Here is a 13103-nt window from a genome sequence, read left to right on the forward strand (position 1 = left end):
CATGAGACTCGCCCTCGTCACCGACCTGCACGCCAACCGCGAGTCGGTGGAGGCGGTGATGGCGCATGCGAAGGAGCAAGGGGCCGAGCGCTTCGCCTTCCTCGGCGACTTCGTCGGCTACGGCGCCGACCCGGGCTTCGTGGTCGACCTGATCCGCGAGCACGTGGCGCGCGGCGCGATCGCGGTGATGGGCAACCACGACGCCGCCGTCGTGCAGGGCCCGCTGCCCACGATGATCCCCGAGGCGCGCCAGGTGGTCGCCTGGACGCGCGAGCGGCTCGACGCCGAACAGCTCGGCTTTCTCGCCACGCTGCCGATGTCGGCCAGCGACGGCGACCGCCTCTACGTGCACGCCAACGCCTTCGCGCCGGCTGAATGGTGCTACGTGCTCGGCCGCATGGAAGCGGTACGCAGCCTGCAGGCCACCTCGGCACGCTTCACCTTCTGCGGCCACGTGCACGACCCGAAGCTGTTCCACCTGACAGCCACCGGCAAGATCGGCGACTTCGTGCCCAGCGCCGGCATGCCGATCCCGCTGTCGGAACAGCGCCGCTGGCTGATCATCCCCGGCTCGGCCGGTCAGCCGCGCGACGGCAATCCGGCCGCCTGCTACGCCACTTTCGACACGAGCAGTTCCACGCTCACCTACTTCCGCGTGCCCTACGACACCGAGTCGGCCGGCGCGAAGATCCGCGCCGCCGGCCTGCCGCAGCGCCTGGCCAGCCGTCTCGAACATGGCGAATGACGAAGAGAACACCACCGCGCGCCGGCTCGAAGCCGGCCAGGTGATCGACGGCTTCCGGCTCGAGGAGCGCACCCACCAGGGCGGCATGGCCAACCTGTGGCGCGTCACGCGCGTCGAGGGCGACGACGGCACGCCGCTGATGATGAAGGTGCCGCGCATCAAGGGCGGCGACGACCCGGCCACCATCGTCGGCTTCGAGGTCGAGCAGATGATCATGCCGACGCTCGCGGGCCAGCACGTGCCGAAGTTCGTCGCCAAGGGCGACTTCACGCGCCAGCCCTACATCGTGATGGAGCACGTGCCCGGCCAGTCGCTGCGCGCGCGCTTCGACGCCGCGCCGCTGCCGCTGGACGAGGTGGTGCAGGTGGGCATCAAGGTCGCCACCGCGCTGCACGACCTGCATCGCCAGCATGTCGTGCACCTCGACGTGAAGCCGAGCAACATCATGTTCCGCCCGTCCGGCGAAGCCGTGCTCGTCGACTTCGGCCTGTCGCGCCACGACCTGCTGCCCGACCTGCTCGACGAGGAGTTCGAGCTGCCCATGGGCACCGGCCCGTACATGTCGCCCGAGCAGGTGCAGTTCGTGCGCAACGACCCGCGCAGCGACCTGTTCGCGCTCGGCGTGCTGCTCTACCACCTGGCCACCGGCGAGCGACCCTTCGGTTCGCCCAGCACGGTGCGCGGGCTGCGCCAACGGCTTTACCGCGAGCCGGTGCCGCCGCGCGTGCTGCGCGCCGACATGCCGGCGTGGCAGCAGGAACTGATCCTGCGCTGCCTCGAGGTCAAGCCGGAGAAGCGCCACCAGAGTGCAGCGCAGCTGGCCTTCGAACTGCAGCACCCGGACCAGGTCACGCTCACCGAGCGCGCCAACCGCCTGCAGCGCAGCGGCGGGCTGACCACGCTCAAGCGCTGGTTCTCGGCGGTCGGCGGCGAGCCGGTGGCCCATGCCAGCGCCGCCGAGCAGGCCGAACGCAGCCCGATCCTGCTGGCGGCCGTCGACGTGGCCCACGCCACGCCGGCCCTGCTGGAGGCCGTGCGCCACACCGCGCAGCGCCTGCTGCAGACCGAGCCCGGCGCGCGCCTGGCCTGCCTGGCGGTGATGAAGACCAACCGCATCGCCACCGACGAACTGATGGAAGCCGACGGCAGCAGCAAGCACGTCAACCTGCTCGTGCAGCTCAAGCACTGGGCGCACCCGCTGCAGCGCGCGCTCGACCCGAATCGCGAACTGCAGGCCGGGCGCATCACCTACCACGTGCTCGAAGCGCCGGATGCGGCCGACGCGATCGTCGAGTACGCGCGCAAGAACCAGGTCGACCACGTCGTGATGGGCGCGCGCAGCAGCGGCGGCCTGCGGCGCTACCTGGGCAGCGTGTCGGCGCAAGTGGCGGCGCAGTGCGATTGCACCGTCACCGTGGTGCGCGCCGCCGCCGAAGACTGAGGCGTCCGCGTGGAAGACAACGCCTGCACGCGCTGCGGCGCCTGCTGCGCGAGCTTCCGCGTCGACTTCGCGCGCGAGGAGCTCGATGCCAACGGCGGCACGGTGCCCGAGGGCCTGACGGTCGATCTGAACGATTTCACCTGCCGCATGCGCGGCACCGACCACGCCTCGCCGCGCTGCGCGGCCCTGATCGGCACGGTGGGCGTGCGGGCGGCTTGCGGCATCCACGAGTGGCGGCCGTCGCCCTGCCGCGAGTTCGGGTTGCGCGCGCCGATGGGCCTGGGCGACGAGGCCTGCGCCCGTGCGCGGGCTCGCCACGGCCTGCCGCCACTGCCGCATTGAGCCTCATTCGGCATGCACCGGCGGACGCGCCGGCAGCGGCCGCCGCCAGGCTTCGGTCCATTCGGCCAGCAGCGCATCGCCGGGCTGCCCCTCCTGCACCTGCAGGCCGAGCTCGAGCTCGCGGCTCGATTCGTACCAGCCGGGGCCGCAGTCCTCGCGGTCCTCGCCCGGCTGCATCATGCGGAAGCGGCGCAGGAACAGTTCCTCGGCCGCGCGGTGGCGGCACAGGTCGGCAATGCGGGTGATGAATCGGGCCATCGTGTCCTCCGGCGTGATGGGTTTCGCTGGAAGCCAGTGTTCCGAGTCATGCCCGCACCGGAAATCGCCCGTGAGTCGTCCCCCGACCGAAGCCCCCCGCCTTCGCCCCCTCCCGGGGGATCAGCCTTCGACCGGCATCACGCTCACGGCCACGTCCATCACCTGCGTGCCGCCGCCGAGGATCACGCCGCGCAGCGGCACCACGTCGGCGAAGTCGGCGCCCCAGGCCAGCGTGATGTAGCGCTGGTCGGCGAGCTGGTCGTTGGTGGGGTCGAACTCCACCCAGCCGTGCTGCGGCGACCAGGCCGCCACCCAGGCGTGGGAGGCATCCACCCCCATCAGGCGGGGCTGGCCGGGCGGCGGCTCGGTGAGCAGGTAGCCCGACACATAGCGCGCCGCCAGGCCGAAGCCGCGCAGGCAGGCCAGCATCAGGTGGGCGAAGTCCTGGCAGACGCCGCTCTTCTGGTGCAGCACCTCGTCGACCGAGGTGCTGACGGTGGTGGCGCCCGGCTCGAACTCGAAGTCAGCGTGGATGCGGTGCATCAGCTCGCTCACGGCCGCCAGCCAGTCGCGCCCGCGCGCGAACGAAGGCGCGGCGTAGTGGCGGGCTGCGTCCGACAGCGGCAGCAGCGCGGTGGGCTCGCACATGCGCGCCGCGTCCAGGTCGAACGCCGCGCTGGCCTGGCGCAGCGCCGGCCGCGCCGCTTCCCAGGAGTGCGGCGCCTCGACGATCAAGGGCCGCGCGCCCACCTCCACCTCGCCATGCATGCGCACGCGCAGCCGGCGGTGCGCGCCGTGCAGGCCGAAGTGGGTGACGGTGTTGCCGAAGGCATCGGGTCCGTCGTGCCGCTCGTCCGGGCGCGGATCGATGTCGATGGCATGCACCAGCAGCTTCTGCCACGGCAGGCTGCGCGGCGTGAGGCGGGCGCGCTGCCACGACTGCGACACCGGTGCGTCGTAAGCGTAGCGCGTCTCGTGCTCGACGCGGTAGCGCACGGGGCCTGGCATCGGCGTCAGGCCACCAGAGACAGCACGCTGCGCGAGGCCGCGTGCGAGAAGAACTTCAGCGTCAGCTCGTCGGAGACACCGCTGGCCACGCGCTGCAGCTGGTCGAGCAGCGCGGCGAGCGCCTCGCTCTCCGGCCGCAGGTCGGCCGGCGTCAGGGCCGCCAGCGCGGCCTGGCCGGGCGCCACCACGTCGCTGGCGAAGCGGCCATGTGTGACTTCAAGCTTGGCGACGTACTCGGCCAGTCCCTTGACCTGGAAGGCCAGCGAGCGCGGCACGAGCTCGTCGCGCACCAGCAGGTCCAGCACCGGCAGCCACTCGGGCGCGACCAGGTAGCGCGAGCGGTAGGTCACCGACGAGTCGGCCCATTGCAGCAGCCAGTCCAGACCCTGGTCGCGCCCTTCCCTCGTGGCGGTCTGCAGCGCGGCGGCGAGGTTCCACAGCCGCTCGATGCGCCGCCCCATCGACAGGAAGCGCCAGCCGGTGCCGCGCGTCATGCCGTCGAGCACGAAGCCCGACAGCGTCACCATCGAAGTCACCGCGCGGTCGAGCCAGGACAGCGCCAGCGGCAGGCGCATCGCCGCCGACGAGGCATTGCGCTGGAACACCGGGTCGCCGATCAGCTGGTTGATGGTGCGCCAGTGGTCGGCCGACATGCGGTCGCGCAGGTTGAAGGCCACGCGCGAGAGCTGGCGCAGCCGCTCGGCCAGTGCGCCTTCGGGATGGGTGGCGGCGCGCAGCAGGGCCAGCGCCGGGTCGTCGTCCTCGTCGATCAGGCCGAGCTTGGCGCACAGGGCCAGCGCGGCCGCGCCGCCCTCGCCTTCGCCCTCGTCGAGCTGGGCCTCGATGGCCACGCGCAGCAGGCGCATCGCTGCGTCGGCACGCTCGCCGTAGCGGCCGAACCAGAACAGGTTCTCTGCCGTGCGCGAAGGCAGGTTGGCGCGCGAGCTGACCAGGTCGACCGAGGTCACCGTGCTCGACAGCAGCGAGAAGGCGGCATTGACCGGCGCGTCCGACAGCACCCAGGTGTCCTTCGAGCGGCCGCCGCGCTGCATCGCGACGACGCGCGGCTCTTCGTCGCCGGCCACGCGCGTGAGGCCGCCGGGCATCAGGCGGTAGCCGTCGGGCGTGGCCACCGCGAACACGCGCAGGCCCACCGTCCGCGCGCCGAGCGCCTCGCGGCCGCCCACCCCGCCGCGCTCGAGCACCGGCGCCTGCGACACATGCACCCACTCCTGCGCGACGTAGCGCTGCGGCCGTGCCGCCACGCGCGCCTTGAGCAGCGCGCGCGCATCGGCATCGAGATCGGCGCCGAACACCGCTGGTTCGCGCGACGAGCGCTCCAGCGGCTTGATCAGCACCTTGTCGAGCCGCTTCCAGGCATCGTCGAAGGCGGCGGGCTCGCCCAGCCACCAGGTGGCCACCGAAGGCAGCTTGAGCGGCTCGCCGAGCAGTTGCTCGGACAGGCTCGGCAGGTAGCCCAGCAAGGCGCCGGATTCGAGCACGCCCGAGCCCAGCGAGTTGGCGATCAGGATGGTGCCGCGGCGCGCGCACTCGGTCAGGCCCGCCACGCCGAGGGCGGAATCGGAGCGGAGCTCCAGCGGGTCGCAGTAGTCGTCGTCCTGGCGGCGCAGCAGCGCATGCACGCGCTTGAGGCCCTCGACCGTCTTCATCCACACGCAGCCGTCGCGCACCGTCAGGTCGGAGCCTTCGACCAGCGCCACGCCGAGGTAGCGCGCCAGCAGCGCATGCTCGAAGTAGGTCTCGTTGAACGGGCCTGGCGTGAGCAGCGCGATCAGCGGCGGGCCGCCGTCCGCTCCACCCGGGCCGCCGCGCGGTGCCCAGCGCAGCAGCGACTCGCGCAGCGCGGCGAAGAAGGAGGCCAGGTGCTGCACGCGCAGCTCGCGGAACATCTGCGGGAACACGCGCGAGACGACCAGCCGGTTCTCCAGCGCATACCCCGCACCCGAGGGCGCCTGCGTGCGGTCGCTGACCACCCACCAGCGGCCGTCGGGCGAGCGCGCCAGGTCGGCCGCGTAGTGGAACAGGTGCCTGCCGCCGGGCGGCCGGATGCCCTGCGCCGGCGACAGGTAGCCGCTGTGGCCGAACACCACCGCCGGAGGAACCGCTCCGCTCCTGAGCAGTTCCTGCGGGCCGTAGATGTCGGCCAGCACGCGGTTGAGCAGTTCGGCGCGCTGCGTCACGCCTTCCTCGATGGCCTGCCACTCCTGCGCCGACAGCAGCAGCGGCAATGGGTCGACTTCCCAGGGCCGGTCCATGCCCTGCGGGTCGGCATAGACGTTGTAGGTGATGCCGTTCTCGCGAACCTCGCGTTCCATCAGCGACAGCGTGTCACCCACGCCGCTGGCGCCGCGCGCAGCGAGCGCGCGCAGGAAGGCGTCCCAATGCGGCCGCGGGGCGTGCGGCGACGCCAGCAGCTCGTCGTAGCGGCCGGGCTGGGCGGCGTAGCCGGCGAGCAGGGACTTCAGCATCGGGGTCGGTGGGTGGACATCGGCCCCGCGATTGTCATCGCTGGGCGCTGCTGGGGATCGCGGCGACGCCGGGAACGCGGGGCATCGTTTACACCGTGGCGCGCCGCAGGTCGAGCGTGAACGGGAAGTCCGGGTTGCGCTCGTCGCGTGGCGTGTGCATCGGCCCCGGCGTGTGGCCGACGCGGAAGAAGCGCGCCAGCCGGCGCGCCTCGGCCTCGTAGGCATTGACCGGGAAGGTGCTGTAGTTGCGTCCGCCCGGGTGCGACACGTGGTACTGGCAGCCGCCCATCGACCGGCCCATCCAGGTGTCGAGCAGGTCGAAGGTCAGCGGCGCGTGCACGCCGATGGTCGGGTGCAGCGACGAGGCCGCGTTCCACGCACGGTAGCGCACCGCGCCGACGAACTCGCCGACCTTGCCGGTCGGCTGCAGCGGCACCACGCGGCCGTTGCAGCTGAGCACGTGGCGGTCACCCACCAACCCGGTGACCTTGAGCTGCAGGCGCTCGACCGACGAGTCGACGAAACGCACCGTGCCGCCGGGAGCGCCCTCCTCGCCCATCACGTGCCAGGGCTCCAGCGCCAGGCGCACTTCCACGTCGACGCCGCGGGCGCTGAAGTCGCCCATCAGCGGGAAGCGGAAGTTCAGGTGCGGAGCGAACCACTCGGCCTTCATCGCATAGCCGAAGTCGTTGAGCTCCTCGACCACGTCGCACAGGTCTTCCCACACGAAGTGCGGCAGCATGAAGCGGTCGTGCAGCTCGGTGCCCCAGCGCTTCAGGCGTGCGGGCCGGTACGGGTGCTGCCAGAAGCGCGACACCAGCGAGCGCATCAGCAGCTGCTGCGTGAGGCTCATGCGCGCATGCGGCGGCATTTCGAAGGCGCGCATCTCGAGCAGGCCCAGGCGGCCGGTCGGCCCGTCGGGCGAGTACATCTTGTCGATGCAGAACTCGGCGCGGTGGGTGTTGCCCGACACGTCGATGAGCAGGTTGCGCAACAGCCGGTCGATCATCCACGGCGGGCAGGCCTGCGGGCCGAGTGCCGCCTGACGCTGCAGTTCGGCGAAGGCGATCTCGATCTCGTAGACCGAGTCGTTGCGCGCCTCGTCGATGCGCGGCGCCTGGCTGGTCGGCCCGATGAACAGCCCTGAGAACAGATAGCTGAGCGCCGGGTGGTTGTGCCAGTAGGCCACCATGCTGGCCAGCAGGTCGGGCCGGCGAAGGAAGGGCGAGTCGGCCACGGTGGCGCCGCCGAGCACGAAGTGGTTGCCGCCGCCGGTGCCGGTGTGGCGGCCGTCGAGCATGAACTTCTCGGTCGACAGGCGCGTCTCGTGCGCAGCCTGGTACAGGTGCGTGGTCTGCTCGACCAGCTCGCCCCAGCTGTGCGCCGGGTGGATGTTGACCTCGATGACGCCGGGGTCGGGCGTGACGCGCAGCGTCGACAGGCGCGGGTCCTTCGGTGGCTCGTAGCCTTCGAGGATGACCGGCAGCTTCAGCTCCAGCGCGGTGTCCTCGACCGCGGCGACGAGCTCGAGGTAGTCCTCCAGCGCCGACATCGGCGGCATGAACACATAGAGACGACCGTGCCTCGGCTCGGCGCTGATCGCCGTGCGCGTCACCCAGCCAGCAGACTCGAGGCGCTGCGGCACACGCAGCTCGGGTGCCGGCGCGGCCGTGCGGGCCTCGCCCTCACCGCGCAGCGCGGCGCGCGAACGCTCGCCGAAGCTGCCGAATTGCGAGTTGCTCTCGGCAGGCAAGGCCTCCGGGTGCAGGTTCGGGAAGCGCAGCCGCTGGTACGCGGGCAGCGGCGCGAAGGGCTGGGTCTGGTCAGGCGCATGCACCCAGGGCATGTCGGTGGCGGAGGCCCAGGGCTGCGAGTCCAGCGGCAGGCGGTAGCCCAGCGCTGAATCGCCCGGCACGAGATAGCAGCGCTCGGAGCGGAGGAACCACGGGCCGCTGTGCCAGCGCGGCCCGGCCGCGTTCTGCGCCGGATGGCGCGCCACCGGCAGGACGTGGCCGACGACCTTGTCCAGGCCCTGGCTGAACACCTTGCGCACGCGCTCGCGCTCCAGCGGATCGGCGAGCTTCGCGTCGAAGGGGTCGACGTTGGTGGGCAGCTTGCGCTCGCGCCACAAGTAGTACCAGACGTCTTCGTAGGCCGGGAACACGTACTTCGGGTCGAGCGCCAGCCGCTTGGCCACGCCCTTGAGGAACTGGCGCGCCTGCACATCGGTGACGCCGTAGTCCTGGTGCTCGCTGGCGAACAGTTCGGGGTGCGTCCAGATCGGCTCGCGGTCCTTGCGCCAGAACAGGTTCAGTGACCAGCGCGGCAGCTGCTCGCCCGGGTACCACTTGCCCTGGCCGTAGTGCAGCAGGCCGCCGTCGCCGTACTTGGCGCGCAGACGGTCCATCAGGTCGGCCGACAGAAGCCGCTTGGTCGGGCCCATGGCCTCGGTGTTCCACTCGGCGCCGTCGCGGTCGTCCACCGAGACGAAAGTCGGCTCGCCGCCCTGCGTGAGGCGCACGTCGTTCTTGCGCAGGTCCTCGTCGACGCGGTGGCCGAGCGACTCGATCGCGCTCCACTGGTCGTCGGTGTAGGGAAGCGTCACGCGCGGCGCCTCCCAGACGCGCGAGACCTTCATGTGGTGCTCGAACTCGGTCTCGCACTCGTCGAGCGCACCGGTCACCGGCGCGGCCGAACCGGGGTCGGGCGAGCAGGCCAGCGGGATGTGGCCTTCGCCGGCGAGCAGGCCGGAGGTCGGGTCGAAGCCGATCCAGCCAGCACCGGGCAGGTAGACCTCGCACCAGGCGTGCAGGTCGGTGAAGTCGACCTCGGTGCCGCTCGGGCCGTCGAGCGACTTGACGTCGCTCTTGAGCTGGATGAGGTAGCCCGACACGAAGCGCGCCGCGAAACCCAGGTGCCGCAGGATCTGCACCAGCAGCCAGCCTGAGTCGCGGCAGGAGCCGCTGGCGTTGGTCAGCGTCACCTCGGGCGTCTGCACGCCCGGCTCCATGCGGATCAGGTAGGCGATGTCCTTCTGCAGCTTCTGGTTCAGCTCGACGAGGAAGTTCGTCGTCTGCTTCTTCTCGCGCGGGATGGCCGCGAGGTACTTGGCGAAGGCTGGCGTCAGCTCGCTCTTCAGGCGATACGGCGCGAGCTCGTGCGCCAGCGAGGGGTCGTACTCGAACGGGAAGTGCTCGGCCGAGGGCTCGAGGAAGAAGTCGAAGGGGTTGAGCACCGACATCTCGGCGACCAGGTCGACCTCGATGCGGAAGCTCGTCGTCTTGTCCGGGAACACCAGCCGCGCGAGGTAGTTCGACTGCGGATCCTGTTGCCAGTTGATGAAGTGCGTGGCCGGCTCGACGCGCATCGAATAGCTCAGGATGCGCGTGCGCGAGTGCGGCGCCGGGCGCAGACGGACGATCTGCGGCCCGAGGTTGATGGGCCGGTCGTACCGGTAGTGGGTCACGTGGTTCAGCGCGACGTGGATGGACATTCAGGGCTCCAGGGTGATCTTGTCGCTGGTCTCGTTGACCAGCACGCGCACGCTCATCAGTTCGTCGCCGCCGCCTTCGCGCACACCGCGCACCGGCGCGCAGGCCGCGTAGTCCGGGCCGACGGCCAGGCGCACGTGGCGCTCGTCCATCGTGCTGAGGTGGGTGATGTCGATGCTCAGCCAGCGGCGCGCAGCGACATCGAGGCAGACGTCGGCCCAGGCATGGCTGGCCAGGTCGGGCGCCGAAGGCGAATGGAAATAGCCGCTCACGTAGCGCGCCGGCAAGCCGCTGGCGCGGCATGCGGCGATGAACACATGCGCCTGGTCCTGGCACACGCCGGCACCGAGCGCAAGCGCCTGCTGCGCGGTGGTCGAGACGTCGGTCGCGCCGGCACGGTAGGCGATGCGCTCGAACACCGCGGCGGCCAGGTCGAGCAGCGAGGCTTCATCGGCGCCCCCGGACAGGCTGGCGCGGCCCAGCGCGGCGATGGCGGCATCGGCGGTGGTCAGCGGCGTGGGCCGCAGGTACAGCGCCGGATGCGGCGCGGCCAGGTCGTCGACCAGCCAGGCCGAGGGCTGCGTCATCACCGTGCCATGCGCTTGCACGCTGCCGCGGTAGACATGCCGGCCGCCCGTGGCGCGCGCCATGCTCCAGCTGTGCGAGAGGTTGCCGTAGCCGTCGCGCTGCGCATACAGCTGCGCCGGCGCGCTGACCTCCCAGTCGATCACCGCCTGGTGGTCGTTGGCCTGCGGCGTGAGGCACAGGTGCTGCAGCGCGTACTTCAACGGCGCGCTGTACTCGTAGTGCGTCTCGTGGCGGATGCTGAGTTTCATGGCTCAGCGAATCGTCACTGAACGGGCACCAGGAAGTCGCGGCTGATGCCCGCGCCGATGGTGTTCACGCGGTCGAGGAACTGCGTGAGGAAGGCATGCAGCCCGGTGGCCAGGATCTCGTCGATGCGGCCGTACTGCAGGTCGGAGCGCAGCCGGCCGGCCTGGCGCAGTGTCTCGCCGGACTGCTCGTTGGCCACCATGCGCAGGTTGCTCACCACCTCGTGCATGCAGGCCGCCAGGGAACGCGGCATGTCCGGGCGCAGGATCAGCAGTTCGGCGACCTTCTCGGGCAGGATCACGTTGCGGTAGGCCTTGCGATAGACCTCGAAGCCCGAGACCGAGCGCAGGATCGCCGACCAGTGATAGAAGTCGAACTCGACGTCCTTGGCGATGCCCTGGCTTTGGCTTTGGCTCTGGCTCTGCGCTGAACCGAAGAATTCGCTCTCCACCGCGTGGAACTTCACGTCGAGCAGCCGCGCCGTGTTGTCGGCTCGCTCCAGGAAGCTGCCGATGCGCAGGAAGTGGAAGGCCTCGTCCTGCAGCATCGTGCCCACCGTCACGCCGCGCGACAGGTGCGAGCGGAACTTGACCCACTCGAACAGCGCGCTCGGATCGCGGTGCAGGTTGTTGTCGCCCACCATGCGCTGGAACTCGAGCCAGGTCTGGTTCTGCGTCTCCCACACCTCGGTGGTCAGCGTGCCGCGCACGGCGCGCGCGTTCTCGCGCGCGGCCATCAGGCAGGAGCGGATGCTCGACGGGTTCTGCGCGTCGACGACCATGTACTCCATCACCTGGCGCGGCGTGACCTCGCTGTGGCGCTTGGCGTAGTCGCTGGTGAGCTCGGAGATGCCCAGCAGGCCCTTCCAGCCCTTCTCGGCATCGTCGGCGGATTGCGGCAGCAGCGAGGTCTGGTAGTTGACGTCGAGCATGCGCGCGGTGTTCTCGGCCCGCTCCATGTAGCGGGACATCCAGAAAAGATGGTCTGCAGTGCGTGACAGCATGTGGTTCTCCCTCAGGCCTCCAGCACCCAGGTGTCCTTGGTCCCGCCGCCTTGCGACGAGTTGACCACCAGCGAGCCTTCCTTCAGCGCGACGCGCGTCAGGCCGCCGGGCACCATCTGCACGGTCTTGCCCGAGAGCACGAAGGGCCGCAGGTCGATGTGGCGCGGCGCGATGCCGCTCTCGACGAAGGTCGGGCAGGTCGACAGGCTCAGCGTGGGCTGCGCGATGTAGCCCTCGGGATGCGCCTCCACGGCCTTGCGGAACTCGGCGATCTCGGCCTTGGTGGCCGCCGGGCCGACCAGCATGCCGTAGCCGCCGGCGCCATGGACTTCCTTGACCACCAGCTCGCCCAGATGATCGAGCACGTACTTGAGGTCGTCGGCCTCGCGGCACAGGTAGGTCGGCACGTTGTTCAGGATGGGTTTCTCGCCGAGGTAGAACTCGATCATCTTCGGCACGTAGGGGTAGATCGACTTGTCGTCGGCCACGCCGGTGCCGATGGCGTTGCACAACGCCACGTTGCCGGCGCGGTACACACCGAGCAGCCCGGCACAGCCCAGCGTGGAGTCGGCGCGGAAGACCAGCGGGTCGAGGAAGTCGTCGTCGACGCGGCGGTAGATCACGTCCACGCGCTTCGGGCCCTGCGTGGTGCGCATGTAGACGAAGTTGTCCTTGACGAACAGGTCCTGGCCCTCGACCAGCTCGACGCCCATCTGCTGCGCGAGGAAGGCATGCTCGAAGTAGGCGCTGTTGTACATGCCCGGCGTGAGCACCACCACCGTAGGCTCGTTGACGGCCGCGGGCGCCACGGCGCGCAGCGTCTCGAGCAGCATGTCGGGGTAGTGCGCCACCGGCTCGACGCGATGCTGGCTGAACAGCTCAGGGAACAGCCGCATCATCATCTTGCGGTTCTCGAGCATGTAGCTCACGCCGCTGGGCACGCGCAGGTTGTCTTCGAGCACGTAGTAGCTGCCGCTGCCGTCGGGGTTGGCGGCGCGCACGATGTCGATGCCGGAGATGTGCGAGTACACGCCGCCAGGGACGTCGACGCCCATCATCTCGGGGCGGAACTGCGCGTTCTTGAAGATCTGGTCGGCCGGCACCAGCCCGGCGCGGATGATCTCCTGGTCGTGGTAGACGTCGTGGATGAAGCGGTTCAATGCCGTCACGCGCTGGGCCAGGCCCCTCTCCATCTCGGCCCATTCGTGGGCCGGGATCACGCGCGGGATCAGGTCGAACGGAATCAGGCGCTCGGTGCCGGAGCCGTCTTCATCCTTCGCGCCGTAAACGGCGAAAGTGATGCCGACCCGGCGGAAGATCATCTCCGCCTCTTCGCGGCGCGACTTCATCACGTCGCGCGGCTGCTGGGCGAGCCAGCGGTCATAGCCGCGGTAGTGCTCGCGCACCGTGGTGCTGGTGGCCTGCATCTCGTCGAAACTCGGTCTCATCGGCAACGTCTCCTCGCAGGCAGGGGTAGCAAAAAGCAGGCCAC

Annotated in this window: 10 protein-coding genes; 3 read left to right on the forward strand and 7 right to left on the reverse strand. The window is 70.3% G+C overall.

Translation table 11 applies throughout. From position 1 onward, the window contains the following. Position 1: 1 nt before the first annotated feature. The 3 genes from HZ992_RS11795 to HZ992_RS11805 are packed head-to-tail and all read left to right on the forward strand — an operon-like array spanning position 2 to position 2528. On the forward strand, positions 2-745 hold the full coding sequence (locus HZ992_RS11795; RefSeq protein WP_209386821.1) for a metallophosphoesterase family protein: 744 nt from the start codon (positions 2-4) through the stop codon (positions 743-745). Then, positions 735-2186, forward strand: coding sequence for a serine/threonine protein kinase (locus tag HZ992_RS11800; RefSeq protein ID WP_209386822.1), 1452 nt, complete (start codon positions 735-737; stop codon positions 2184-2186). The genes HZ992_RS11795 and HZ992_RS11800 overlap by 11 nt, the downstream gene beginning before the upstream one ends. A gap of 9 nt (positions 2187-2195) precedes the next feature. Next, entirely contained in the window at positions 2196-2528 is a 333-nt protein-coding gene (locus tag HZ992_RS11805) for a YkgJ family cysteine cluster protein (RefSeq protein ID WP_209386823.1), read from the forward strand. A 3-nt stretch (positions 2529-2531) separates the two neighbouring features. Here HZ992_RS11805 and HZ992_RS11810 read toward each other — a convergent pair whose 3' ends face one another. The 7 genes from HZ992_RS11810 to HZ992_RS11840 all read right to left on the reverse strand — a co-directional run bounded on the left by HZ992_RS11810 (position 2532) and on the right by HZ992_RS11840 (position 13059). Continuing rightward, positions 2532-2786, reverse strand: a complete 255-nt coding sequence (locus tag HZ992_RS11810; protein WP_209386824.1) for a hypothetical protein — start codon at positions 2784-2786, stop codon at positions 2532-2534. A 120-nt stretch (positions 2787-2906) separates the two neighbouring features. After that, complete coding sequence (locus tag HZ992_RS11815) at positions 2907-3794, reverse strand: transglutaminase family protein (RefSeq protein ID WP_209386825.1); 888 nt, start codon at positions 3792-3794, stop codon at positions 2907-2909. 5 nt (positions 3795-3799) lie between these two features. After that, the gene (locus HZ992_RS11820) at positions 3800-6283 is read right to left on the reverse strand and encodes a circularly permuted type 2 ATP-grasp protein (protein WP_209386826.1); all 2484 of its coding nucleotides are present in this window, start codon (positions 6281-6283) and stop codon (positions 3800-3802) included. A gap of 88 nt (positions 6284-6371) precedes the next feature. Then, positions 6372-9776 carry a transglutaminase family protein gene (locus tag HZ992_RS11825; RefSeq protein WP_209386827.1) on the reverse strand — a complete coding sequence of 1135 codons (3405 nt, stop codon included), beginning with the start codon at positions 9774-9776 and terminating at the stop codon, positions 6372-6374. Further along, positions 9777-10610, reverse strand: a complete 834-nt coding sequence (locus tag HZ992_RS11830) for a transglutaminase family protein (protein WP_209386828.1) — start codon at positions 10608-10610, stop codon at positions 9777-9779. It abuts the gene before it with no gap. Positions 10611-10624: 14 nt separating this feature from the next. Next, a complete protein-coding gene (locus tag HZ992_RS11835) occupies positions 10625-11611 on the reverse strand; it encodes an alpha-E domain-containing protein (protein WP_209386829.1) in 987 nt (328 codons plus the stop codon). A gap of 11 nt (positions 11612-11622) precedes the next feature. Further along, entirely contained in the window at positions 11623-13059 is a 1437-nt protein-coding gene (locus HZ992_RS11840) for a circularly permuted type 2 ATP-grasp protein (RefSeq protein WP_209386830.1), read from the reverse strand. Positions 13060-13103 lie beyond the last annotated feature (44 nt).

Source organism: Rhizobacter sp. AJA081-3 (assembly GCF_017795745.1).
Lineage (GTDB): Bacteria > Pseudomonadota > Gammaproteobacteria > Burkholderiales > Burkholderiaceae_C > Piscinibacter.